We start from the raw sequence: 26,098 nt of genomic DNA, 5'->3' as shown, positions 1-26,098 counted from the left end.
CCATTCTTCGTCTCCTATGCCGTTTGCATTTGCTCACAAACCGTTATATAATCTCTCACCTGGTCTAACAGCCTTTTTTTGATTACGATATCGTCGATTTCTCTGTCCGTCTCTGCCAGATATAATTCCAAACTACCGTCTGCATAGACTGCAAGCTTATACCCGTCTTTAAAAATGAAGACTTCAAATGCCTCCAGTCCACGTTCATAATTAATCAACTTATACAGATATCGGAAATCTGGATTATATATTTCTGAGCGTAAAATTTTGATAAACTCCTTCTTTTCAGGCAGATATTTTTCCCGCTTCATCAACATATTCACAATATTATTCAGTTCCATGATTGAAATCAGACGCCTGTCTATCCCAGTGGCTATGCCAGGATACCCGACTGCAAGAGGTACTTGAATCAGGTCTTCATGAAACGTATATTTGGTATTTTCTATATCCCTAAGCCCTGTTTCTCTGCCTAAAAGAATATTTCCGTGATCAGCGTACAAGACAATCCCACAGTGCAGTCTTTCTATCAAAGGTACTGCCGTATCATCCAGATATCTTAGCGCATCCTTCTGCTGCATTACATAATCCGCCTGAAGCCTGCCCCCATTTTTTTCCAGAAAATCAAACAAAATGCTTGTTCCCTCCCCCACAATCGTTTCCATTGTGTAAGGATTGGGATAGGCAAAATGACTTTCATATAAAATGTGTACATAAAACAAGCCGTTATGTTCATCCACTGCATCTAACAAAAAATCCCACAATTTTTCGGTTGCAGTCTGTGAATATGGCGTTACATGGATTTCATCATCCACAACATACTCTGTACCATCCGTGTAAAAAAATATCTTCCGTCTCTGCTTTTTTGCTTCCTTAATAAACCTGCACTTATCCCCCAAAATCCAATTCTCCTGAAAATATCCGGTCCTAAGGTCGTCATTTTCGCTATATGCCGGAATCAGGCTTTCATAGGTAGATGTAGAGACAGAATATGCATTGTCAAAATAATACATCTTCTCTCTGATATAGGCCGAAAGATTCTTCATGGTCTGCTCTGTTACATCTTTCCTTCTCAGTCCGTCAATACACAGCATAACTACATTATTTTCATGAATTTTTTCGGTTGCCTCTAACTGCAATTCATAGATTTCTTTCAATCTTACCAGCAGCGTTTCATCCCATTCATCCCCCGATTCCTGGATTAGCTTTTCTGTATATCGGATTGCAGACTGAAAATCTTTGATTTCTATATAACTCTTTATAATCTTCTTTAATACTGTTCGGCGGGATTGACTGTCTTTGAATTCGACCAGTTTCCTCTGATGCTGATTCAACTTCCTATATTTACTGTAAGGATGTTCCCTATCGTAATAATCTCTGTCTAGATGAATTCCTTCCTTATCAAATTCTTCATAAATATCCAGATATTTAATTCCATTGAAATTTGCTTTCAACCTGTCTACGATTTCGTCTTTATATATCCGGCTGGAAATAATCACACCGTCAATCTGTGCATCCAAAATCTTAGACTCTTTAATGATTTCAAATCCGCTGTTTTCCCCACCCGCAATTCCATTGTCGATGATATACCGCACTTTTTTTAATTCAAACATGAAGTCTGACATCAGCATTTTTGTGTGCTTCCCATTGCACCAAATTGCCGGTCTTTCACACTGCTCCACAAATCTGCATATCATTTTTTTCAGTATCAGATTCAACTTGGCGCCATCTATTGCGCAATCTAGGCTACAGTGCTTACACAACGCTTTATATTTCTTTTCCAAAAGCTCTTTCATACCATCCTGCCCCGTCTAATCATTATTTCTCATTTATCCTCTTCATCCATCACGGAATCAAACAGACTTTCAACCTGTTCTATATAATGCATTAATTCAAAACGTTTCAAAGATTCCTGGCATGCACTTCTTATCTCTTCTTTTTTCATTTCCAACAGTTCACACACCGCGATTGCCGCATCTTCATCTGTCTTGATAATCCGCCCACACTGCTGATGATTCGACAGTTCTTCTGCACCTCCCACAGAAGAAGCCACGAACGCTTTTCCAAGGGTAATACTCTCCAACAGGCACATACTGAATCCTTCAGATTTTGAAAGCAGGCACACCACGTCGCATTGTCTGATAATGGGATATGGATTGTGCTGATATCCTAACAGATGGACAAATTCTGTAAGACCATATTCGCCTGCTTTTTGGATTATCCTTGCCTGTTCTTCTCCCTGCCCCAGATAATACAGATGCATACGCACCCCTCTTTTATGTACCAGGTGAAGTACATGGACTAACCGCACCGGAGCTTTCCGCGCTTCCAGCCTTCCTACGAAAACAATCGACGGACCTTTAATTATTATTTCTGTACTTTCCAGAGATTTTTTTCTGATTGCTTCTGTATCAACACCGTTGTATATCTTTACAATTTTATCCGAATGCCCTGGGAACAAATCGCGAATTGACTGCTCCGTATAATCACTGATTGCCACAATTTTCCTAATATTATAAAAAGCCGTATCCTGTCTTCTTCTTTCTCTCTGCATAGCTTCTTCTGCAAGATCATAGACGTCACTGTGTACCCAAGCAATATTCTTCGTTCCCTTCGGAAGCAAAAACGTCGGAATCTGGTAATTAAAAGAGATATACAGGTCATACCCCTTCTCTATGTAAGCGTCAATCAAAACCTCTGGCGTATGGTATAACTGATACGTCTTAGAATGTTTTTCCGGTGTCTCTATGGCCTCGATACATGGCAAAACATGGACACCAGCTCTGACCGGCTCCGTCTTGATCTCTGCATGGTGGAATTCTATAATACTGATATCATATTTATCCGGATTCAGATGGTTTACTATGGTTGTCAGGAGTGCTTCGGCTCCGCCCCCGTATGTGTAGGACCAGATAATAAATAGTAGTTTCTTTTTCAAAAAAGTTATCTCCTTCTATTGACCGCGTCAAATAATTCATTCATATTCATCATTAAAATACCTTTCAAATTCAACTCTTCTAATAAGCATGTATTTTCAAACACCGTCGTATTTATAATAATGTCTACTCTTTCCGGCAGTTCAGACGGAAGAAAAACAGGAATATCCGAATTTTTTTTCTTTGCGTCCTTATCAATTCCATATAATACTTCTATGTTACTGTCATTTAATTCGTATGCCAGCCGCTCTCCCATATAACTCATGCCATATATTGCTGCAGTACAATAACCTTTCTCGGAAAGATATTCATCTATCTTCATTTTTTTCTGCCTAAGCTCAATCCATTTGATTGCTGTCAAATATAGCTGCAAATGCTTATGGGACATTTTTTTTAAGTTCTCACATTCTTTTTCATAATAAATCATATTGTTATATGCAAGTCCCATGTCATATTTGTAATCTATTCTGAAAAGTTCTTTTTTTATCTGCCAGCTAATAGAATTTGCCATAATATAATCACAAATTTTTCGCGCAGCTTCTTCCTGCATTAGCTGGCAATTCACATACTCTTGCTTCTCAATATATCTCTGGGGAGAAAACGAATGTAATTTGTGGTATGTTATGGTATTGCATACCTCTTTCCATTCTCTTTTCCATTCTTCTTTTGTCCATATATCTGCATTTCTTGCTGGGAGATACCTTAATCTATTCCCCTCTAAAATATCTAATGTCTTCTCTGTCAGTTCCTCTACCGACTCAGAGAATCGAATATCATCTGCCCTAATTCCCCTGCCATACATATTTATTCCCAGATATGGGACTCCGGCACACTCTGCATCCTGTTGTCCTGACGCTGTCATTGGGAAAGAAACAATGTAGATATCTGCTCCGGCAATTAGCCTCTCCGCTTCTTTTCTCGGCAATATTCCTAAGGCTCTCGCCTTCCCGTGTGTCTTTTCATTTAATCGAATCCATTTTCCTCTATTTCCATCGGCGCCTATAATGAAAAAACTACATTTTCCACGATATCTACTGATTACCTCCTCCACATAGGAATCGAATTCATATCCTATCACATTTTCATATTTAAAATCATTCCCCATTGATACGATCAGTTGCTCATCTTTTTCCAAGCCATATTTTTCTTCTATGAATAATCGAAGACTATGCTTATCCACTCTGTTTTTTACATCATCTATCTGACCATAACCAGGGAACTGAAAACAGATACTCTCTTTTTCATCAATTCCTCTATAGCGAATCGTTTTATCCACATCAAAGTCTGTAAGATTCAATACGATATCCGAAACAGAAAAACCATAGGAAAATCTAAAATCAGCATGGTTGTAAAAATAGACAGGTCTTTTCCATCGAGGGTTGCTATACGCAATAACCGGTATGATATCTTCCATATGTGTAAAAAGTAGAACTCGATAAAATCCCTCTGATATTTCCAGAAGCTTTAAAGCTCTCTCCATATATGAACCAGACAAATATATGCAAGCTCCTCCTGAATGTTCTACTATTTCTTTTATAAAATCAGGCGCCTCAAGCCCTCCCATATTCGTAAAAATAATAGAATAAATTTTTTCATCATCCCACTTGATCCAGTTATGTACCAGGACTGTATGTCCTCCCACAGGAGAACATGCACTCATAACAATCAATATTTTCTTGTTACTGGCTGCTTTCGTTGGAACAAAATTAATTTTTTTCCCAATCTCTATTAACTGCCGTTCTAGTGTATTACAAGAGTAAACTCCTGTTATATACTCTGAATAAAACTTTCCTATTAAGCTGATAATTTCGAGTTTTTCTTCATCAGACTTTTTTGAGAAAATTAATTGTTCCAGTTCCTTGACACATTCATAATTTTTATCAATTCGTGATTTTACGAACTTTAAAGAAGTCTCTGCCATTTATCCTAATCCATTCTCTTCCATATTGAATTAATGTAATTACAAAATGCAAGCATATATCCCTTATTCTTCATATAATCTAAGAGTTTGTTATCTGGTTTCCCAATTTCCGTACAAATAATCTCCGGTTGGAATACGTCTAAATCTATTGACTTCAACGCCGCCTTATCATAGCCTTCTAAATCTATCGAAAGTACGATTGTTTTATCTTGCATTGCTAATACATCGTTCATTGAAATAGAATCCAATTCTATTTTCTCTTTAACCGTTCCATTATTCAGTCTAATATTCTCTATGTCCATAGAGGAAAGAGCCGGAATATCGGAAATATAAAAAGGTACTTTTCCCTTTTTATCATTTATAACATTATTCAACACTATTTGGTTTTTCCGGATAACTTTTATAAAATTAATACTTTCTGGGTTCGCATCTACCAATAACCCTTTTGCACCGGCTAGATGTAAAAAATATGTATGGTTATTCTCAAAAGGGCTGTCTACACCTACTTCAACGTAACTCGCTGTTTCAGGTGAAATTCCTTTTTCTTTTAGCAAGCTGTATATAACATAATCTTCTCCAGCCTGCCCAAAAGAATATATGGCTCCATAATTATTGAAGTAATCTTTTTTTCGTAATTCGTCTTCCCAAATCAGAATTTTAGTACAATCCACTTTATATTTTTCAACTAAATCCGTAACAATTTCTCTATAATAAATACTGGTTACAATTATGAAATCATATGCTCTTTCTGACAATTCTGAGGGTGAAATATAATTTTCATAGACATCTGTATATTTATCATTACGGTCACAATATCCCACTATATTATAACATTCCTCTACTTTTTCCCCTCTTTTACAAACACTTTCAAAATATCCTCCCAAGCCATATACGATTACATTACATTTCATTATTGTTCACCATCCAATCTTCTCTTTTAACCTCTCCTCTTGAAATACACCACGCAAATTCTTTTTTCTCTGTACAGTATTTGCAAAATTCATTAGGATAGAATAACTTTCTTAAAACCTCCCATCCATCTTCTCTTCCGTCTATTAAGTCAAATGAATTATTAATCACATCATTCCTGGATATATCTAATTTTAAAAAATCTTTATTTTCGTATAATAATCTTGCAACCGGACATGGGTATAAACGTTTATCTCTAAGGAAATAGCATGTCTTACTAATGCAATCAGAAAATACTTTTTCCGCATTTTCCATAGTATCCGTATTCTGCTTTAATGCCGCGAAAAATTCTTCTATTTCTGCCCCGATTTGAATCTTCAAGTGATTATCGTATGCAAAACAAACTATATTTTCTATGAATTCTCTCGTGGGCGGGTACTGTGATATATCTACCACTGCGCCGCATTCTCGTATTGCTTTTATAATATTTTTACTTATTTTGGGCAATATCAATCCATTGGTAACAATTCTTACATCCGAATACGGAAAAGCTCTTCTTGCTTCATATATGAACAAGTCTAAATCTAAATTTAAAAAAGGCTCTCCTCCCATTAGACGAATCGTTTTTACATTCGAGAATTTTTTTGAAAGTCCATTTAAAGAGCTTCTAAATTCAACTATAGAAGGAAATTTTTCATTGGTTACAATATTAGAGAAATGACCGCATCCTTTACATTTCAAATTGCAATAATCCGAAACATGGTATTCTAAATAAGGCAGACAAGGTTTATAGCATCTCATATGTCTGATGTACTTCATGAGACTTCCGTCTTTATTTAATATTGGTAATTCGCCGTCAAATACTTCTTCTGGAATAATATAAGCATTATGATATCCTTTATTAAGTAAAGAAACTGCCATTTCCTGAGCTGTAAATAATTCAGAAGCAACTATTACACACTCATTCCTATCAAAATTTTTAACCCCCCCCCCCTAATTCAACGATAGGAATTCCAAATTTTTGTTTATTCAAATATGCAGGATTATTATCAATAAACTGGAAGACCTCTACTTTGGCATTCTTACACTCTTTTATGTTACGCGCCACATATTCCCCGCGTCTTCCAGCTCCATATATAGCCACTCTCATTTATTTTTTTCTCACTCCGTTCCAAATCTGCATTCCCTTTATAATAGAATTATTTCTATAAATACTATTTTTTTCTTCCTTCGTATCAACCATATTTAGAAAAGAATGCAAATTGATATTGTTTTTCCCCGCCATTTTCACACTGGTTAACGTCTTTTTATTTACATCTATTTTTAGCAGCATATTTCCCAAACACGGATAAAGAATTACTACGCTTCCCATTTTATAGTATCCGTTGAAAATAGAATCAATCCCAACATTTATATGATTCGTTTCCCATTCATCCGGATACAAAAACAGCTTTTCTTTTTCCTTATCAGTAAATACAATTTTTTCCTCAAAGGCCGGAACAAGAAGAACACAATCTTGTTGTAACAACGCGTGCCTATATGGAAACTCTACGCTTCCATTATATTTATAAATAAGCTCTTTACATGCGTTTCGTATATCATAACTCCAAACATTTCCAACCCAAGTCAAAATTATTAATCTGTCTTTATTAAAAACAGCCATATCAACGATCCTTTTTTCATCTTCCGGAAATGGAATCATTTCATATTGAAAATTACTCAAATTGTATTTCATAATAAAGCTTCCTGAAAAACTCGCCAGATATATCTGTTCTTCAATCCTACATCCCTGAACAAACCGATCTTTTATGTGTAATGTTTCATACTGGGAAAATTCTTTCGCCCATCCGTCATCACATGAAAATATTTCTGTTTCAATATCAAAGATACATATCTCATCGCTTATATGCGGAAACATAAAAATTCTTTTTTCATATATAACCGCCACTCTAAATTTAGCTATCTCTTTGATGATAAAATTGGGAAGCTTATAATACATCACTTCTAAATTCTCTGTATTTAATTTCACCAGATAATTTGAAAACCATGGAATAAAAAAGACAAATTTTCCATAAGCTAAAACCTGATTAAAAAGCTTATCTGCCATCAAGTCTACATTTTCAAATGCGCCTATTAATTCTGCCTTACCTGTTTCTATGTTGACTTTATAATAACCGTTCCATTCTAATGCGCTTACCCAAAAATATCCATTAATGTAAGCTGCATCAAGGAAATGCAAAGGTATTCTTCCATTTTTTTCTTCAATATATGTTATAAACGGCATTTCCGTGTTCCTCGCTATATTCCGGACAAAGAAATAGTCCTTGTCATATAATCAACCAAATTATACCCATCCCAGATAAAGTCAAATTCCATTGTCTGTCCGATGCATGTGATTCGGTCAATTCCTTTTACCCCTGAACGTATAATGGGAAGAAGTATGCTAATATCTCCTAAAAAAGAAACGGTTTGCATTTTCTCATTACAAAGGGAAATTAGCTCAAAAACATCTTTTAGATGATACTCGTAAAATAATCCTGAATTTCCACTATATTCTTGTATTTTCAGCTCTAACTTCTTTAATTCCATTCTTGTAATCAGATTATCCTGCATTGGAACCATACGGATATCTTCTATTTTTGTCGCTGCAATACAACTACATACAAATTTATTTACAAATTGAATTGGCTGAAACGAATATTCCCTTTGAACCAGCTCCCACATATTTTTCCAGAAGATTCCTTTTGCCGAACAAACTGTCTCCTCTTTTCCTATCCAGCATACCAGCTTAGGCGACGTACACGCATTCTGATCCGTAAGATATGTATCATTATAAAAATTTAATGCAATTTTATTTTTATCAGTGCTCTCCATATATGTTCCCGCATCAATTATGCAGATAGAATATCTGTCTGCAAAAGTAATTTCTCTTGCGCGCGGCGCCTGTCCTGACTGTCTGATATTCTGTATCGCTGCATCTCCGCCCCAAATCACTCTTACATCGCAAATCGAAGAAAAATAATCATTTACCGCTTTATTTTTTTTATACCGCAGAAGCACAATATAATTTTTCCATTTTTGAAACCTCTCCTCTTTCTCCAACACTTCTTTTATCGCCTGATTAATCATGATAACTTGCGGGAACTCTTTGGACGGTAATCTGACAATATTTGCATTTCCCAACACAAATCCCACTGCAAAAGAATATGCATAATTAACGGCCACATTCGATGGTGCAATATGAAACACAACTCCTTTTCCCATTCGCATCCTGCCATCTGAAAGAAATTCCTGCTTTTTTCTTTCCATGTTTGCCTTTCTTATCCAATATGCAAATGTGATAACATCCGAATAGTCTTTTGCTTTTGTATTAGATAATAATTTTTTTGAAACACCGTTCAAAAAGGCTATCCGCTCCCCTGCAAAAGGTTCATCTGTTGGTAATTCCTGCATTCTTTCAACTACATCCAAATTCCCTATGTCAAACTCTAACATCTCAGGATTTAACCGCATAAGTATCACTGCACCCCCTGATTTCCGCACTTTTCAGACGCCCGACAACAGAAAAATACTTTCCCTTTCTTCCACACGGGCAATCGTCCTCTCCTAAAATGATTCCCTCATCCTCTGTAAGCAACGAATGTCCTGGATAGGACTCGGGGAGCGTGGATACCACCTGAATCATCCCTTTTTCTCCAATCCCACAAACCGAAAAATCTACTGGCTTTCGCGTAATTACATCAGAAAAAATGCTGGTATGGAGATGGCCATATTCGCACTGCATATAAATACAGCCTGTTTGTTCCGCCATGCCGTAATAGTCATGAATATTACGAATTCCACACACTTTGCAAAGACTTTCCCTGAACTCTCTCTGTGAAACCGCTTCATTGGCTAACCGTTTCCATCCGCCCCCATGTATCAGAATTCCATCAGACAAATCCAGCTCTATTCCTTCTTTCTTTAGTCTTAAAAGCTCTTTATAGAAATACTGCCATATCATAAAGGTGAATCCAAACATGAAAATCGGTTCTCCTTTATGCTCATCCAAAAAAAGCTTTATTCCTTCTACATCTAACTTCATATTATCATTCAATGCATATAGCTTCTCTCTGCCCAAAATAGAAAATCCCAATATTCCCGCGCCTCTCGCGCTAAACTTTGCCCGATCCTTTATAACTGACGGGCAATCGATAATCAACATAGGCATACGTTTTTTCCCGGTAAATGACGATACTAACTTCACTAACGTCTTCTGCTGGTATTCCGCTGTCTTTTTGTCAATGTATACTTTTGAAACCTTTTGATTGGATGTTCCGGATGAAGTGATCACCTTCACAATATCTTCTGCAGAAACACTCTGCAAATCCAACTCCTTAAAAAGACGCACAGGAAGAAACGGCAATTCATAATAAGAAGTAATTTTACTCAAATCTATTCCAAATGCATCTACAATCCTTTTATACTCATTGCAAAAATCATAATGCTTCAATGAAAGTTCAATCAGTCGTTTACTTAATGACAAATGCTTTTCTTGTTTTTCAAGAGAATAGGGTTCTCTCTCCAACATATCATCCAAACTCCATCTCATTCCGTATTCCCACTATCCTTCAATATACTGAGTCAGCTCGTTATATAATATCTTTCCTGATTCATTTCTCGGAATTACCGAAATTGTCTTGATTGTGAACGACGCAGGATTCAACCTTGTTTTTTCAGAGAGGAAATGTCTGACCTTTTTTTCCATATCATTCTCTGTAATAAACACATACAAATTATCATCCCGTCCGGAACTTGCACAATCAATTTCACTAAAATTTGCTTTTACCAGCCTGTCTATCTCATCAAGATTAACCCGATTTCCAAATATCTTTAAAAATCGTTTTTTTCTTCCTACAATATAAAAATATCCGTCTTCATCCATCCTGGCCATATCCCCTGTTTCTAACCGCCCATGCCGTTCATCGGTTTTTATAAGCTCCTCGCCGCATTCTGCATACCCTAACGTAACATTGGGTCCTTCATATATGAGTTCTCCCGTAGTGTTTATCTCGTGGATTTCTTTTCCGGCCGTATCTATGAGCGTAAACTTCCCGCCAGGTATAGCGATTCCCATACTCCCATATTTTTCTAACGATTTTTGGTATGGAAGGTAAGACATTCTAGCCGTCGCCTCTGCCTGTCCGTACATAACAAAAAAACGTTTCTTCTTTTCCATTGCGTATTCAGCAAATTTTTTATGGAGTTCCGGCTGTAATTTCCCGCCTGCCTGCGTCATAGTTCTTAGCGAAGGTAATTCCATCTGTAAAAAGTTCAGCTTGTCCAATATTTCATATGTATAAGGAACGCCTCCAAAAGAGGTTGCTCCTGCATCTTTGAAAAATACCCAGAAATCTTTCTGCAGCAATCCTTTTTCTGTAAAAAGAATTGTTGCTCCTACCAGTAAATGACTGTTAATAATCGAAAGTCCATAGGTATAGTTCATTGGAAGCGTTGTAATCGGTCGTTCCGTAGAAGTTAATTCTAAATACTGTGCGATCGATTCTGCATTTGACAAAACGTTTCCATAGCTTTGCCGCACTAATTTGGGGCTGCCAGTCGAACCAGAGGTTGTCAGCAGAAGACATAGTTCGTCATATAAGCTATAGATATTTTTATATCCGGTTTCCAAAAGTGTATATCCATAAGCTTTATATTTTGGAGTATATTTTGCAAATTCCTTCTCCATATCTTCCGGAATCCACAAATAATCCGGCTTATATTTTTCTATTAACTGCCCCCTTAGCTCTCCGTCAAGATTCTTTGCAAGAAGCAGCGGAACGACCCTGTTGTTGATACAATTCACATAAGCAGTCAATGAGCCTATAGAATTTGTGCAAAAAATAAATACGAGACAACGTCTGCCTAATACATAAGCAGTCTTACTGTTTTCCTCCAAAAGCTCCTCATAATGTATTTGATTTCCCTTGTCATCCAATGCAGCCACATGATTAGAAAACTGTTTAAAATCCCACATTTTTATTCCTCGCTTTTAACCTATATTCAGGCACCGCATATAAAACCGCATCAATTGCCAATGGTTTATGAATTCTAAAGAAAAATCTATACTCTTCCGAAAAACTCTTTATCATTCTCTGAATTGAAAACAAGTCGTCTTTCTTATGATAAGCGCTGATAAACAACATCGGATTATACTTCTGAATGGTTTGTTTTGCTCCCAATAGCGCTTCTTTTTCATATCCTTCAATATCCATCTTGATAATCGTCACGGGTGCATCATTTAAAATGTTATCAATACTGTCAACCTGAATTTCTTCTTTCCCATCTTCATCTATTGTTGATATCATAGTACCTGTCGATTTATATTTTAGAATCTTTTGTCCATCTCCCAGCCCTTTACATACGGTATTGATATTTTTAAGGTTTGTTATTCTTATAAACTCTTGCAGCTTCTCCATATTTTTCTTGTCTGGCTCGCAAGCAATGATTCTTTTATACTGGCTTTCTGCTGCAGTCAGGAAATCTCTGATACTGTCGCCGTCAAATGCCCCGGCATCAAACAAAATCTCATCTGGTTCAAACCTCCATATTTTGTTCTTAAAGAAATATTGCGGTGTCACAATATATGGATATAAATGCGAACTCTTTTCTTCTATCTTCGCATTTAAAAAAGCCCTCAAACATTCCTTAGACAGGTCGTCTTCTAACGTTTCATAAACTTCCTGAAAATCCATTCTATGCTCCCTTGCATACATAGCATCTATCTTTTCAATTCCCCAGCAACTATACAATTCCGATAATGCGTACGACCGAATACACTTTTCACCAAAAGTCTTCTTTACCACTTCTTCGCTTAAAATCATAGCCCGCAAAAAAGCTTTCATAAGAATATAAGAATCTGTCTTTTGATTTAATTCCTCTTTGGAAAATATCTTTTCCCCATTATTCTCCAGAGGAATATTAATTACTCTTCCTTCTACATGAATTCCATTACTTTCAAGTAAAGTCTGGGTCAGTCCCGCCAATTCCCCATTTCCCCAAATGAAAACCGGCAAACCTAAATATTTAATCTCATTAATAATTCTCTGATTTTCAGTCATGATATGAATTCTCCACCTTTATTCTTACAATATAAAAATGTGTTTGTTAAAACTCAATATCATAATTATCCGCCAGAATTTCTTTCCCTTTTTCATAGGAGCTTAAATCAATAATATCATCCGTATCCATCATAATATCAAACTCTTCCTCCAAAGCTGCAATTAATCCCATATGTCCTACAGAGTCCCAGGCAGAAATCGACTGATATTCTAACCCCTGTAAATCGTCTCTGCTGATTTCAAAATTGTTTATAAATACATTGTTATATCTATCCAGATTGTTCATCTCATTTTCCTCCTGTTATACATATTTTAACTATTAAAAAATTTTTAAAATTTGTTTTGCTATTTTTTCCGGAGTTAATCCATGCATATTTAACATATAGGAATAATCCCCTGCCTTTTTATACCCTTCAACACCAATTACCTGTATTGGGCATTTTCTCCCCAGCATTGTACAGACTTCTGTAACGGCGCTTCCCAAACCGCCAACCACATTATGTTCTTCCACTGTGACTAATAACTTCATATCCAGACACTTTTGAACCGCCTCCTGATCTATGGGTTTTATTGTCGCCATATCAATTACTTTACAGTCAATCTTCTTCTCTTTTAATATGCTTGCTGTCTCTAAAGCTACCGCAACCATGGACCCTGTCGCAATAATTGCCACATCTTCCCCGTCTGCCAATTCCATCGCTTTTCCAATCTGAAAATCAAAATCTTTCTTGTGAACTGACGGTTGGTTCATAACTCCAGTCAGCCGCAGATATACGGGTCCATTATGCAATACTGCTGCTTCCACACATTTGACAACTTCCAGTCCGTCCGCCGGAGATAAAATAACAATGTCAGGAATTGACCGAATTACTGAAATATCCTCGATTCCATAATGGGTTGTCCCAAAATATTCCATAGCAAAACCTGCGCCCAGGCCAACAAGCTTGATATTACAGTGCATATATCCCATGAAATGGCGTACCATCTCACAGGCCCTCAACACTGCAAAATTTGCAAAGGTTGTTGCAAATGGGATTTTTCCGTAATCAGCCATTCCAGCTGCAACACCCAATAAATTCTGTTCCGCAATTCCCACATTTAAAAAAGAATCTGGATATTTTCCTGCAAACCTGTCCAATCCTGACGTATTACATAAATCTGCCGAAAGAGCAATTATATCTTCATATTTCTCCCGCATCTTTTCCAAGGCAATGCCGAATGTGCCTCTCTGCCCAAGCATTGACCACATCCTTATATCTGAATTCTTAAATTCCATATGTCTTTTCTAACTCCTCCAAAGCCATTTTATACTGCTTTTCCGTCAGATGGTTATGGTGCCATATTTTATTATTTTCCATGAAAGAGATTCCCTTACCCTTAACTGTTTTTGCCAAAATAACCGCAGGTCCCAGACCTTCCGCACGAATATATGCGTTACGAAGTTCTTCTACACTATGTCCGTCGCATTCGATCACTCTCCATCCAAATGCAGACCAGATACTTTTCAAATCCAAATCCAGAATATGTTTCGTATTCCCATCTGACTGCATGTTATTCCAATCAACAACTGCAATCAGATTGGAAAGAGCCTGCTGTTTTGCGAGCATAACAGCTTCCCATATATTCCCCTCATCTAATTCTCCATCCCCTAATACAACGAATACTTTTCCTTTTTCTTTTTTGTGCTTCATACTCCAGGCATAGCCAACTCCATATGAGAGCCCCATTCCAAGGCTTCCGCTTGAATATAAAATTCTATTATCCGGCTGTCTTGACGGCTGCCCCGGGAAATCCCCTCCGTTTTTTTCAAATGTATTAAGCTGTTCTTTCGTAATCTCACCAACAGCATATAGAACGGCATAATATCCTAATCCCCCATGCCCCTTGCTTAATATAAATTTGTCAGTTTCAGAATTAAAATACTCGACAAACAAGACTGTCAATATTTCAGCCAATGATAAAGATGAACCCACATGAGCCCCCTTGTTTCCTGCCTCAAATGTCAAGCGAACGATGTTTTTCTTCACCTCATTGATAATTTTCTCTATATTTGCCACTACATCCCTCCATCTACCCGAATAACCTGGCCGGTTATATATGAGGACAGATCAGAAAGCAAAAAAACTGCTGTATCTGCAATATCTTCTGGTTTTCCAACTCTCTTTAAATCAACATCATTTTTTACAGCTTCAACGATATAGTCTGGCATTGTTGATAACATTTCTGTTTCAGTAATACCTGGCGCTATACAGTTTGCCCGAATTCCCTGGTTTCCTAATTCTGCCGCTACAGATTTCGTCATCGCAATGAGTGCCGCTTTTGAAGCCCCATATGCAGATTTTCCTGAATTACCATCCAGACCCGCCGTAGACGATATATTAACAATACTTCCTTTTTTTGTTCTAATCATTAATTTCACAATATACTGTGTAAACTGGTAAACCGAAAAGAAATTTACTTCCATTTGTTTGCGGACAACGTTCATATCTGACATCTGAAATAACGCATTATATGTAATTCCCGCATTATTCACCAAACCATCTACCGGCAGTTTATAATTTCTTATTTTCTTTATTGCTCCTCGCATAGCTTCATAATCCGTCATCTCAAAACAGACCGGCCATACCTGGATTTTATATTTTTCAGATAATCTTTTGCATTCATCCGTAAAATCATTCGTTTCTATCCGTGCATGAGCCCACACATTCGCACCGTTAGCCGCTAATATTTCTAATAATTTTTTACCGATTCCACGCCGAGTACCTGTCACAATAATATTTTTATTCTCTAACAGTTTTTTCATGAGCCAATTCCCCCATCTATGCGAATAATCTGTCCGGTTATATAATCAGAATAATCTGACGCCAAAAACAAAATCAGATTTGCCACCTCACTTGGCATTCCTATTCTATAGAGTTTGGTATTTTTTATTTTCTTTCCGATTATTGCTTCATTCAGGACATCTGTCATAGGTGATTTGATTACTCCAGGCGCCACTGCATTCACCCGAATTCCGCTTGGCGCCAATTCCTCCGACATTGTTTTTACAGCAGAGATAATCGCTGCCTTCGAGGCTCCATATGCCAGTTGCCCTCGATTTCCGTCCGTTCCGGTTATACTGGATGTAAAAATCAAATTCCCTTTCCCATTTCTTAACATTAACTTCACTATATATTGACTAAACAAAATCTGTGAGAAAAAATTAATCTGAAAAGTTTCTTTTAACTGGTCTTGCGTAACCATCTGAAATACCGCATCTTTTGCAACACCAGCTATATTTACCAAAATATCAACTGGTTTTTTCATACTCTGTATTTCTTTCGCTGCCGCTTTTACAGAATCTATATCTAACATGTCAAAATAAATAGGGATGATTTCTACACCATATTCTTCTTTTATCTTTAGAATACTTTGTTCATATTCTTCTGTTTTTTTTATTGAGCAAGCAAAGATATCACATCCATTTTGGGCAAATACCCTCATTGTTTCATTCCCTATTCCTTGCAGACATCCAGTTATTACCGCTGTTTTTCCCTGAAGCATATCACTCAGCCTTTCTAATTTTTAAATACCTTGCTTTCATTCTTACTCCGCATTGCCCTGGCAGGATTCCCCAATGCGATCACATTTTCCGGAATATCCCTAAGTACAACAGCCCCCATACCGATGACAGAGTTTGCGCCTATCTTTATGTTCTCTTTGATTGGCACACTTTGGGCGACATAGGTTCCTTCTCCAATTTCACTATACCCTCCCACCACTACCATCGAAGATATCTGACAATTTCTATGGATCACGCAATTATGCCCTATTAAAGCATTAAATTCTAAGCACACATTATCTTCAATCACAGCATCCGATGAAACAATCGAACCATTCTTTATAATTAATCCTCTTCCTACCGTTGCCGATGGGCTGATTTCTGCTGACGGATGTATCACATTAGCAAAATCATACCCTGCCTTTTTTACTTTGTTATATAAATTAATTTTATGTTCAGGTTCTCCCAATGCAATAATTACCTCTGCGGCTTCTTTACTGTACTTTTGCACAAAGCATTGGAAAGGCATTCTGCAAACTCCCTTATAGATTCCTGATTTTACAGTATCGTCAATAAAAACGATTTCATTCCATGTCCCTATTACTTCTGCAATCTCTTTGACATTTCTACCAGTCCCGCCGGAGCCATAAATCCCTAATACCACTTTTGATTTCTACCTTTCAATTTCTTTTTACAGGTATCGCATACAACACAGTTTCATAGGCGCTATTAGAATGTTGTCTCAAATAAATATTATATCTGTATTCGCTATTTTCACAGTTCTTAACAAACGTAAATAACTCTATAATATCGTCTTTTTTATGATAACAACATATCGCCAGTTTCGGCATATCACGCTTTATTGTTTCTACAGCACCTTGTAAGGCCTCTAATTCGCTTCCTTCAATATCCATCTTGATAAATGTTATTCGCTCATCGCTCTGTACGACTGTATCAATCGTTGTAACTTCTACTGTATTTTCTCCCTCTTTATTGTCAATATGAGAAGTTTCACCAGAATCTTCAAATATCAGGAATGTATTTTCATTCCACACGCCTTTATTTACAATCTCAATATTCTTATAACTACTCACATTCTTTTTTAATACTTCAATAATCTCTTTTCCAGGCTCAAACGCATATATCTTTTTATAGTTTGAATCCGTAAAATCAAGATATTGTTCGATTGTATCGCCATTGTAAGCCCCACAATCTATTAATATTTCATCTTTTGAGTCCGGACAAAATGTCAACTCATTAAAATAGTGCTTTCCTCCATCTGCAGCTTCTAATAACTGCTTACTACAGCAGCCATTTAACTTTGCTACAATTAATTCAAATAATGTTCTTTTTGACCTTTTATCTGCCAGTCCATCAAAAACAACATTGATAATATCCCAATTATTTTTTACATAATCTAAATTCCATACATAACACGTTATCGGCTCCCAAAGAAAGTAAAATTTAGTTTTAAGTAATCCCTCATTATTTATTAAAAATCTGCTTTTTTCAACATCTCCAAATCCAATTACAACATTGTATTTCTCCAGTGCTACATCATTCATACACAAAACTTTTTTATCTTCAATATAGAAATTTTCTTCCCAATAAGGCTTATCAACCACAAATGCATCTATTTTAATCCCTTGTTTTTTCAAATACTCAAATATCACTTTTGAGTAATCCGAACATCCATAAATCAAAACAGGTTTGTTGTCGTTTTTCAACTCTTCAAAAACAACTTTATCATCTTTTGGGGATGTATGAATTCTTTCTATAATATTTTCTAATTTCATATTCAACTCCTATATGGCTGCTAAAAAATTAATTCCTACTAATTATATCTAATATTTCTTTTTGTTTTTCAAGATCTAATGTCTCATACATTGGTAATACAAGCACTTTTTTTGAAAGTTCTCTTGCTGCCGTTAACTTACTATTTATATATTTATTTTTAAAGCAGATTTGATCGGAAGTAAGCGGAAAAAAATATTTTCTTGCAAAATAGTTATTATCTCTCAACATTTCATATAATTCATCCCTGCTAACATGATATTCTTCATCTACTATAATCGGGAAATATCCGTAGTTCCTTTCAACTTCTATGTTTTGCTCGAGCACTCCAATTCCTCTGACATCCTTCAAAATTTCCCTGTACTTCTTGGCGCGTAACCGTCTTTCTCGAATTACATCATCAATATGTTTCAAATTGCACAATCCCATAATCGCGGCAAATTCATTCATTTTTGCGTTTGCCCCAATTTCTACTACTGTTTCTTCTCCCCGAATCCCAAAATTTTTTAAATTATATAATTTTTCATATAGCTCTTTATCTGTAAATGAAACTGCTCCGCCTTCAATCGTATTAAATACTTTTGTAGCATGAAAACTAAATACGGAAGCATCCCCATAATTTCCTATACCCTTATTCTTATACTTTTCGCCAAAAGCGTGAGCTGCGTCATAAATCACCTTTAAATTATATTTTTCAGCAATACGCTGAATTTCTTCCACATCGCATATGTTTCCATATACATGAACCGGAAGAATTGCAACCGTCCGATTGCTAATCAACTTTTCTATCTTTGTCTCGTCTATGGTTCCATCATTCGGCTTAACATCGCAAAAAACTGGTTTTAGCCCATTTCGGATAATCGCATGTGTTGTAGATATAAATGTAAACGGCGTTGTAATGATCTCCCCGCCTTCTGGAAACTTCATCGCTTGTATGATTAATTCTAATGCCATATGACCATTTACCATTAGCGATAATTCTGGCACATCTAAATACACTTTCAATTTCTCTTCCAATTCTTGATGAAATTTCCCCATATTTGTCAGCCAATGACTTTCCCATAACGGTTTAATCGCTTCTATATACTCCTCATATGATGGCAATGAGGAACGAGTCACAAAAATCGCTTCTTTTCCCATGAAAAAATCCCTTGTCATTTTTCAAAACATATATGAATAGCAATATCGTTGTCGCCATCAAAGACGACAACGATATTTACTAAAACCTATCTTCTTCCGAAACAAACTATGCAATCGTCGCTGTTGCAGTCTTGGTGGTACCGTCTGTCAATATAAGTTTTACAGTTGTTGTTCCTGTTTCACCCTTTAAATAATCCATCCATGCAGTGCCCAGTTGTCCTGTTATATATCCGCCATCCTCGCCAAAATTAGTTGTATCCCAGGTATTCTGCTGAGCGTTGATGTCATATTCAGTACCATTGGGAACAATAATCTTTAAATCAGCATAATTTTGCTCTGCTGTCAGGCCTGTAATACTGATCGCTCCGCTTGCAGATAAAGTAATCTGTGGTCCAGTGATAAACGGATCTTTCACGCTCCAAACTACATTTACAACCGGCGCCGTATCTGTTAAATCAGACCAGTCTCCAGCGGCATTACAAGCGCCTGTCATCTGGAATGTGTATTTCGCAAATCCTGTATAATCATCCGCTTTTGCCTCATCTGTTAATACATTTTCATATTTGCTATCTGTAGCATTCCACTTCACCTCATATGCATCCTCTGCAGCCGCGTCAATCGTAGATGTAAGGGTTGCCCCTCCTTCTGCTGTAATTGCAGTTTCTTTGCTAGCGTCTTTTAATGCAAGATAAAGACTGGTTTTTGTATCATCTGCAAAAGTCTTGTCTCCAGTCATAGTAATGCCATCGATGCTTGCAACCGTTGCCTTTACCTCGACTGTCACATCACTGCTGCTCTTATTTATTACGGTAAGCGCATCGCTTGTGCTGGAATAATCTTTTGCAGCGCCCTCAGCGGTATTCTGGAAAAATAAAGTAGCGTTTTCCTCGAATGTTTTATCTGTATACTTGTCTGACCCTGCCTTCGCAATAAGTCCTTCCGGATCAAGGATATAATTAAATGTCGTATCTCCTGTCTCTGGCACACTTGGAAGCACAACACTAAATACATCTGTGCTCACAGTACCTTCCAATCCACCTGTTCCGGATGTACCGCCGTCTACATCATCCGCCAATGCTACTACAGAGCTGCCCATAACCATTGACACTGCCAATCCAGCCGCTAAAACTTTCTTATAATTCTTCATGTTTTCCTCCTCATTTAAAAAATATTTTTCTCCATATACTCATAGGATTCTATTGTTTCTACTGCCCAATATTAATTGTCAACGTCAGTTTTACCGTACTAATACTCTTATCATTTTCATCAAGCAAATGATATGTAACAAGACAGTCGTACGTCCCTGCCGGCAGATTGCTGTCCAATGTAATATTATCCAAGTAACTTCCGACCGGCAGTATGGGAGACTCAAAAATTGTCTCGTCGGTATCTGTGCGTGTAACATCAAAATAGACAGAATTGGTATTTGCTTCTGCATTTTCTACATAAGCATTCTCCGAAGGCACATCCCCGCTTGAAAAATTCCATGTAGAATTCATTTTCACCTCATAGGAACCCGCTGGGACAGGAGCCTCTAGTTGTTCAAGAACCTCACCTACATTCTCCTTATTGACAACCACATTGCGTCTGGTCGGCTCTTCTTTTTTGTCCAAAAGTAAATAAGCTACAACCCCCAGCAATGCTGCAATCACTAAAATGCAGACTGCAATAATAATTTTTCCTCCTTTCCTACCTCTATTAGTTTCCTTCTGTTCAGACACTTCTAAAAACCCCCCATCAGTATATGTTAATTATTGCAAACCTCAGTCCTATGCATACCTCATCTTGCTGGGCTGAAATATTACAATTTGTCCAATGTTTGACAGCCTGATTATTAGCACATTCTTTTTTATCATCTCAGCCATCACACCAACCAAATTCAAAACTCAAATTTATTATTTAATAAAATACATATACTTTATCACACATCAATCAAACTGCTAAAAAATCTGGATTATCTAAAAAATAAGATATATTGGTCATCCTCACTAAAAGAATGATGCGAATTTCTTCGCTTCGCTCCCTGCTACGTCATGGTTTGTTTTCTGCATACAAGTATTATCGATTTCATCCTGTTCAACATATATCCCATATACCTGCACACTTCTTCATCGCCTATGTTCACAAGGTCCTGGCATATCCAATCCGCAGACTCCAAGGAATCCCCCTTCTACCCGCCTTCTAATGCCGTTTTAATATGTATTGATGCATTACCTCTAACCCAATACACTTCTTTTTATATAGCAGGCTTATCCTGCCTTATCATGAACCCACCTCTTAGTCCTTTGGAACCATCCGGCTCCTTTCGGTAAAACCTCGGCTCATCACCGCTGCTTATCTAAATGGCTGTTCTTATGATCTTGTTTCCTATTCTGACAAATTAGAGCTGCCTCATAATCCGGCTAATATAGCACCCCATCACTCTGCCCTCGCTTCTTTACATTGCGGGCAGTATTGGTCTTTTCTTCTTCCTGATATCCGCAAGCTGAACAAGAGAACACTCCCGCTGTCTTCGTTCCAAGCACACCGCACATACTGCACTCGTTACTAATATTCTTTCCAAGTACTTCCAGAATCTCAATCGACTGTTCTTTACATTTCTGTTCCAAACGCTTCCTTATATATCCTCTCTGCCATTGAGCAATGGAATAGTTAATCTTCTTATTGTGTCCACCGGCCTGCGGCTTTGGTAGTTTCACAACATAGATAACCTTAGGCTTTTCCTCTGCAAGAAAATAATTCAATTCGTGGTTAATATAACTATGAAGTCCTTCTTCTAACCGCCGCTTCTTTGCACAATATTTCTTACGTCCCGGATTATCTCCCTTATTTCTTCTATAACTACTTGCCTGCTCCCTCACCCAATCCGAATATCCGGTCTGATATTTACCTAATTCCGTTCCATATCGATGCCCTTCGTCTGTTGTCAGCATTGTATTGAAACCAACCGCCACCCCCACCTGATTTACATAATCCATATGACGTCGGACTGCAACATTTACCGGAACCTTGAGCTCAATGCGATTCTCCTTGGGATATAATTTCATTCGCAGCTGGCACTGATATTGGTTATTGTCTGTCAGCGGTATAAAAATCCTTTTACGCTTCTCTTTAATGGAAATATAGATTCCACCGTCGGCATAACGGTATGCTCGTTCCGCTATGGAAAATACATCCGCCGTGTCTGTATGAAGCTTTACATGATACTTTCGCACCTGTCTACATAAATATCGATGCATTTTTTCGCTATCCACTTCTCCAGCCAACTCACAGTATTGTCTGTTTACCTTTGCAGCCAACTCAATCGGCTTTTGGTTCAATACTGCCTCAAATGCATTATTTACCTTTAATATGAAGCGAAGATAATGTTTTTCTTCTTCCTTGAAGCTTTCATTCTTATTCACTAGCTTTACAAGCTTCGTTTTTGTCCTTGTCCATTGACTCTTGATATCTGCCAGTGCGTCAAAGACTGCAAGATAGAAGTAAACAGCCGGCAGTCCCAATGTTTCCCGGTATCCGCTTGCGGTCATCTCATTCTGCACGGTATATCCCGGATAAATCTTTGATAGGCTTCCTATCCCGCCAAACCTGTCATACACATAGTTTTTGACCTTCCTGTAATCCTCAGCGATATCCAGAAGTTTATGCATATCTGTATCGCTGACTGATTCTTTATTGTACTGGTGGACTGTCTTGCATATCTTATCTGACGGCATTCCGCTCCCCTTATACGAATGATTCTTGTTTTCTTGGTAATTTGAAGCTATTACGAAATACTATACTTTTTCGTGACAAATTTCCTGGAAATTTTTTTAGACAGATATTACAAAAAATAGGGGTTAAGTTTATTGACGAATTGTCGATAATATATTAGAATGGTTAAGAAATTAGCGGGAAAAAGCCATTACGAAAAAGTATACTTTTTCGTAATGGCTTTTTTGACTTTTAACGCATTATGTATGCTCTCCTATTTGGTGAATCGAGTAGGGAAGAGTCATCTTCTCCTACTCGCCGCGCGGCCTGTACGCCGCCTCAGCGGCATATTTCCTCTGCACGGGTCTGCACATAAACAAAACCTGCAAACACTAATGTTTACAGGTTTTACCAAACTCAAAGCTCTTTCCTGAGGTGTCTCTGGGCAATCTTCATCATAAACAACTGTTTTTCTCGCCTCTGCAGAAGCAGTCTTTTCATCTTCTGAAAAACCAGAACAGATCAACATTTTTCTTTAATACTTTGCGTCGTCTGTGTACTCTCCGAAGGTATCCTTACCTGCACCAGATGTACTGTTACTGTTGCCGTTGTGTTTCACACCAGAATCTCTATAAGTGGATGCGCCTCCAAAGCTGCTGTTATCCAGACGAAACCGACTGACCAGCTCCTTGAGCACATTAGCCTGTCCTGAAAGTTCCTCACTTGCGGCGGCAGACTCTTCAGCGGTAGCAGAGTTCGTCTGCACTACACTGGAAATCTGGTCCACAGCCGAGGAAATTTGAGAGAGAGAATCTGCCTCTTCTTCGGTGGCGCTGGAGATCAGGTTAACAGCCTCCAACACCTTCTGGGAACTTTCCACCACGGTCTGCAACGCCTGACTCGTCTCCTGGGACAGGTCAAGCCCCTCCTTAACCGCTGAAACGGTGTCTTCAATCAGCACAGCAGTACTCTTGGCCGCCTTGGCAGACTTGCTGGCCAAGCTACGGACCTCGTCCGCAACCACGGCAAATCCCTTACCTGCAGCGCCGGCGCGCGCAGCCTCAACAGCGGCATTCAGGGCTAAAATGTTAGTCTGGAACGCAATATCTTCAATGGTGTTGATGACCTTGCTGATCTCATTAGAATGGGACTCAATCTTACCCATGGCATCCATCAGAGCATCCATGTCTCCGGAACAAACGCCAATCTGCTGGTGGGTATGATCATTCTCAGATTTGGCAGTTCTGGCATGTGAAGCGGTGGACTCCACCTGCCCGCTCACATCCTGGATAGTAGCGGCCAGTTCCTGCACGGAGGAAGCCTGCTCCGTAGCTCCCTGCGCCAACGCCTGCGAACCGCTGGATACCTGGTCTCCGCCCGCATTAACCTGATCTGCAGCAATCTCGATCTGACTCAGCGTGTCGCTCATAGACACTTTCAGAATGCGCATAGCTTTCAGAATACCTGCGTAATCGCCAACGTATGCTTCCCGCTGTTTACTGACCACCGTAAAGTTGCCCTGCGCCAGCTCATTCATGCAATAATCGACGTCTCTGACAATATCTCTCACGATTCCAGTTAATTCCCGCATATGTTCCGCCATTTCGCCAAGCTCATCAGCGGAATGATAGGTGATATCCATATCCATCTGACCCTTGGCCATATTTGCGGCCACCTGGCGAATTTCTTCCACCGGTTTACGAATACTATTACTCATTGCCAAGGCCAATATCACACTGACCGCCACCGCAAGACAAATTATCACAATCACAATAATATTGGAAATTCCAGCCATTCTGGCGCCATCTTCTACTTTATTCAAAGCGTTCTTCTGAGCAGTCTCGCCTACACTGACCAAAATATCCCGCGTCTCGTCCATGTACGGCTTGTAACTGCTCTTATAAAGAGCCACCGCTTCATCGTCCTGCTGCTGTTTTGCTAAATCTGTCACCTGGGACAGGCTGGGCTCTGCACTGTTCAAATTCTGCTCTATCTGGGTGAGCTGAGACATATCTCCCTGATATGTCTCTTTCAGTCCATCCAGCAGGGTGTAGAGACTCTGAAACTCGCTTTTAGCAGAGTCGACGGTATCTTCGTTATATTCTACAATACTAGATAGGACATTGCCCCGAACAGAAAAAACTGTACGCCGCATATCCAATGCATTTTCTACCGTTTGAAATTGTTGATCATAGAATTCCTGCAATTTGCTGCTCTCCTCTCGAAGCATGACAATCGAAACAATACCGACAATCAGCAACAGAACCGTAATGAGCAGATAGGATATCAACAATCTGCTCCGAATCTTCATATTTTTTAACATTTGACATTTCTCCTTTTTGTTCCATCGAAATACTTTTTCATCTTTTATCGTTATTCAATAATCATGAGATAGTACTCATCCTCTCTCTGCGCCTGTAACTCATCCACCCTCCTTTCTCATAACGCTCAATAGTTATATGCCTCTCGTAATACTTCTCTCCCCTCCTCTATTGTAACGTCCCTGCCACTTTGAAAACCAAATGGCATTTTTCGACTGTGGTTTGTAAAACAAAAAAGCCTCTATTCCCACAGATTACTGCGAGCATAGAAACCCTGTGCCGTCATATAAAATTGAGTACAAAATACTGGATCTATTTAAGGCAATAGCACAGGAAATTCCATTTATCTAGCCTTCTATCCCCTAATATATATTAATTATATCAAAAAATTATCTCCAAAACAAGTGTAAAACAACAGTTTTACACTTCCAGAATAAACTTAGTTACTTTTCACACCCACGCCAGTAATAGGCTTTTTAGAAAGTGTTGGTAAATGTGCTGAAATTAAAAAAAATTTTATCCACAGTAAATGATACATTTGAGGACAAAATGTTATTAACATTTTGTCCTCAGATATTTCTTGTGGATAACATTTCCTCTTTTCTGTTTTTCGTCTTAAACCCCCCTTCTCACATCTCTTTCTGCGTGGTTTAATATCCATTTGTCTTGAAAAATCAACAATTTATCCCTGGCAAAATGACGAATGCCAGATTTCATTCATTCGCTTTTTTTCCAGGTTTCTGCTA

Annotated in this window: 22 protein-coding genes; all 22 read right to left on the bottom strand. The window is 38.0% G+C overall.

What is annotated here, in order from left to right; all coding sequences use genetic code 11:
• Positions 1-14 precede the first annotated feature (14 nt).
• Complete coding sequence (locus tag AC6I3O_RS02765) at positions 15-1,628, bottom strand: hypothetical protein (RefSeq protein ID WP_497849614.1); 1,614 nt, start codon at positions 1,626-1,628, stop codon at positions 15-17.
• A gap of 194 nt (positions 1,629-1,822) precedes the next feature.
• Complete coding sequence (locus AC6I3O_RS02760) at positions 1,823-2,935, bottom strand: glycosyltransferase (RefSeq protein WP_497849613.1); 1,113 nt, start codon at positions 2,933-2,935, stop codon at positions 1,823-1,825.
• A gap of 5 nt (positions 2,936-2,940) precedes the next feature.
• Positions 2,941-4,854, bottom strand: coding sequence for a hypothetical protein (locus AC6I3O_RS02755; protein WP_497849612.1), 1,914 nt, complete (start codon positions 4,852-4,854; stop codon positions 2,941-2,943).
• 5 nt (positions 4,855-4,859) lie between these two features.
• The gene (locus AC6I3O_RS02750) at positions 4,860-5,765 is read right to left on the bottom strand and encodes an FkbM family methyltransferase (protein ID WP_497849611.1); all 906 of its coding nucleotides are present in this window, start codon (positions 5,763-5,765) and stop codon (positions 4,860-4,862) included.
• Positions 5,755-6,684, bottom strand: a complete 930-nt coding sequence (locus AC6I3O_RS02745) for a radical SAM protein (protein WP_497849610.1) — start codon at positions 6,682-6,684, stop codon at positions 5,755-5,757. Before AC6I3O_RS02745 ends, AC6I3O_RS02750 begins: the two co-directional genes overlap by 11 nt.
• Positions 6,685-6,913: 229 nt before the next feature.
• A complete protein-coding gene (locus tag AC6I3O_RS02740) occupies positions 6,914-8,047 on the bottom strand; it encodes a hypothetical protein (protein ID WP_497849609.1) in 1,134 nt (377 codons plus the stop codon).
• Between the two features lie 14 nt (positions 8,048-8,061).
• Positions 8,062-9,276, bottom strand: a complete 1,215-nt coding sequence (locus AC6I3O_RS02735; RefSeq protein ID WP_497849608.1) for an acyl-CoA reductase — start codon at positions 9,274-9,276, stop codon at positions 8,062-8,064.
• A complete protein-coding gene (locus tag AC6I3O_RS02730; protein ID WP_497849607.1) occupies positions 9,260-10,333 on the bottom strand; it encodes a LuxE/PaaK family acyltransferase in 1,074 nt (357 codons plus the stop codon). The genes AC6I3O_RS02735 and AC6I3O_RS02730 overlap by 17 nt, the downstream gene beginning before the upstream one ends.
• Before the next feature lie 33 nt (positions 10,334-10,366).
• Positions 10,367-11,779 (bottom strand): AMP-binding protein, encoded by a 1,413-nt coding sequence (locus AC6I3O_RS02725; RefSeq protein WP_497849606.1) that lies wholly within the window; start codon positions 11,777-11,779, stop codon positions 10,367-10,369.
• Complete coding sequence (locus AC6I3O_RS02720; RefSeq protein WP_497849605.1) at positions 11,766-12,863, bottom strand: FkbM family methyltransferase; 1,098 nt, start codon at positions 12,861-12,863, stop codon at positions 11,766-11,768. Before AC6I3O_RS02720 ends, AC6I3O_RS02725 begins: the two co-directional genes overlap by 14 nt.
• 46 nt (positions 12,864-12,909) lie before the next feature.
• Positions 12,910-13,149 (bottom strand): acyl carrier protein, encoded by a 240-nt coding sequence (locus tag AC6I3O_RS02715; RefSeq protein ID WP_497849604.1) that lies wholly within the window; start codon positions 13,147-13,149, stop codon positions 12,910-12,912.
• A 33-nt stretch (positions 13,150-13,182) separates the two neighbouring features.
• Positions 13,183-14,139: a transketolase family protein gene (locus AC6I3O_RS02710; RefSeq protein ID WP_497849603.1), complete on the bottom strand. Its 957-nt coding sequence runs from the start codon at positions 14,137-14,139 to the stop codon at positions 13,183-13,185.
• Positions 14,129-14,920 (bottom strand): transketolase, encoded by a 792-nt coding sequence (locus AC6I3O_RS02705; RefSeq protein ID WP_497849602.1) that lies wholly within the window; start codon positions 14,918-14,920, stop codon positions 14,129-14,131. Before AC6I3O_RS02705 ends, AC6I3O_RS02710 begins: the two co-directional genes overlap by 11 nt.
• Positions 14,920-15,666: an SDR family NAD(P)-dependent oxidoreductase gene (locus tag AC6I3O_RS02700; RefSeq protein ID WP_497849601.1), complete on the bottom strand. Its 747-nt coding sequence runs from the start codon at positions 15,664-15,666 to the stop codon at positions 14,920-14,922. Before AC6I3O_RS02700 ends, AC6I3O_RS02705 begins: the two co-directional genes overlap by 1 nt.
• Positions 15,663-16,406 (bottom strand): SDR family NAD(P)-dependent oxidoreductase, encoded by a 744-nt coding sequence (locus AC6I3O_RS02695; protein ID WP_497849600.1) that lies wholly within the window; start codon positions 16,404-16,406, stop codon positions 15,663-15,665. The genes AC6I3O_RS02700 and AC6I3O_RS02695 overlap by 4 nt, the downstream gene beginning before the upstream one ends.
• Positions 16,407-16,420: 14 nt before the next feature.
• Entirely contained in the window at positions 16,421-17,068 is a 648-nt protein-coding gene (locus AC6I3O_RS02690) for an acetyltransferase (protein ID WP_497849599.1), read from the bottom strand.
• A gap of 16 nt (positions 17,069-17,084) precedes the next feature.
• Entirely contained in the window at positions 17,085-18,200 is a 1,116-nt protein-coding gene (locus AC6I3O_RS02685; RefSeq protein WP_497849598.1) for an FkbM family methyltransferase, read from the bottom strand.
• A gap of 28 nt (positions 18,201-18,228) precedes the next feature.
• Entirely contained in the window at positions 18,229-19,338 is a 1,110-nt protein-coding gene (locus AC6I3O_RS02680) for a DegT/DnrJ/EryC1/StrS family aminotransferase (RefSeq protein ID WP_497849597.1), read from the bottom strand.
• Between the two features lie 106 nt (positions 19,339-19,444).
• Positions 19,445-20,485: a hypothetical protein gene (locus tag AC6I3O_RS02675; protein ID WP_497849596.1), complete on the bottom strand. Its 1,041-nt coding sequence runs from the start codon at positions 20,483-20,485 to the stop codon at positions 19,445-19,447.
• A 58-nt stretch (positions 20,486-20,543) separates the two neighbouring features.
• Positions 20,544-21,059, bottom strand: coding sequence for a hypothetical protein (locus AC6I3O_RS02670; protein ID WP_497849595.1), 516 nt, complete (start codon positions 21,057-21,059; stop codon positions 20,544-20,546).
• A 681-nt stretch (positions 21,060-21,740) separates the two neighbouring features.
• Entirely contained in the window at positions 21,741-23,054 is a 1,314-nt protein-coding gene (locus AC6I3O_RS02665) for a zinc ribbon domain-containing protein (RefSeq protein WP_497849594.1), read from the bottom strand.
• A gap of 512 nt (positions 23,055-23,566) precedes the next feature.
• Positions 23,567-25,354 (bottom strand): methyl-accepting chemotaxis protein, encoded by a 1,788-nt coding sequence (locus AC6I3O_RS02660; RefSeq protein ID WP_497849593.1) that lies wholly within the window; start codon positions 25,352-25,354, stop codon positions 23,567-23,569.
• Positions 25,355-26,098: the final 744 nt, after the last annotated feature.

The organism is Sporofaciens sp. St.21A7, assembly GCF_059728535.1.
Note: the sequence above shows the minus strand (reverse complement) of the source record. Positions and strands in the feature narration are given on the sequence as shown.

Coding starts and splice junctions, on each gene's coding strand:
- AC6I3O_RS02765 (WP_497849614.1), bottom strand. CDS start 1,628: ATGCTGATGTCAGACTTCATGTTTGAATTAAAAAAAGTGCGGTATATC.
- AC6I3O_RS02755 (WP_497849612.1), bottom strand. CDS start 4,854: ATGGCAGAGACTTCTTTAAAGTTCGTAAAATCACGAATTGATAAAAAT.
- AC6I3O_RS02750 (WP_497849611.1), bottom strand. CDS start 5,765: ATGAAATGTAATGTAATCGTATATGGCTTGGGAGGATATTTTGAAAGT.
- AC6I3O_RS02745 (WP_497849610.1), bottom strand. CDS start 6,684: ATGGCAGTTTCTTTACTTAATAAAGGATATCATAATGCTTATATTATT.
- AC6I3O_RS02740 (WP_497849609.1), bottom strand. CDS start 8,047: ATGCCGTTTATAACATATATTGAAGAAAAAAATGGAAGAATACCTTTG.
- AC6I3O_RS02735 (WP_497849608.1), bottom strand. CDS start 9,276: ATGCGGTTAAATCCTGAGATGTTAGAGTTTGACATAGGGAATTTGGAT.
- AC6I3O_RS02730 (WP_497849607.1), bottom strand. CDS start 10,333: ATGTTGGAGAGAGAACCCTATTCTCTTGAAAAACAAGAAAAGCATTTG.
- AC6I3O_RS02725 (WP_497849606.1), bottom strand. CDS start 11,779: ATGTGGGATTTTAAACAGTTTTCTAATCATGTGGCTGCATTGGATGAC.
- AC6I3O_RS02720 (WP_497849605.1), bottom strand. CDS start 12,863: ATGACTGAAAATCAGAGAATTATTAATGAGATTAAATATTTAGGTTTG.
- AC6I3O_RS02715 (WP_497849604.1), bottom strand. CDS start 13,149: ATGAACAATCTGGATAGATATAACAATGTATTTATAAACAATTTTGAA.
- AC6I3O_RS02710 (WP_497849603.1), bottom strand. CDS start 14,139: ATGGAATTTAAGAATTCAGATATAAGGATGTGGTCAATGCTTGGGCAG.
- AC6I3O_RS02700 (WP_497849601.1), bottom strand. CDS start 15,666: ATGAAAAAACTGTTAGAGAATAAAAATATTATTGTGACAGGTACTCGG.
- AC6I3O_RS02695 (WP_497849600.1), bottom strand. CDS start 16,406: ATGCTTCAGGGAAAAACAGCGGTAATAACTGGATGTCTGCAAGGAATA.
- AC6I3O_RS02685 (WP_497849598.1), bottom strand. CDS start 18,200: ATGAAATTAGAAAATATTATAGAAAGAATTCATACATCCCCAAAAGAT.
- AC6I3O_RS02680 (WP_497849597.1), bottom strand. CDS start 19,338: ATGGGAAAAGAAGCGATTTTTGTGACTCGTTCCTCATTGCCATCATAT.
- AC6I3O_RS02675 (WP_497849596.1), bottom strand. CDS start 20,485: ATGAAGAATTATAAGAAAGTTTTAGCGGCTGGATTGGCAGTGTCAATG.
- AC6I3O_RS02665 (WP_497849594.1), bottom strand. CDS start 23,054: ATGCCGTCAGATAAGATATGCAAGACAGTCCACCAGTACAATAAAGAA.
- AC6I3O_RS02660 (WP_497849593.1), bottom strand. CDS start 25,354: ATGTTAAAAAATATGAAGATTCGGAGCAGATTGTTGATATCCTATCTG.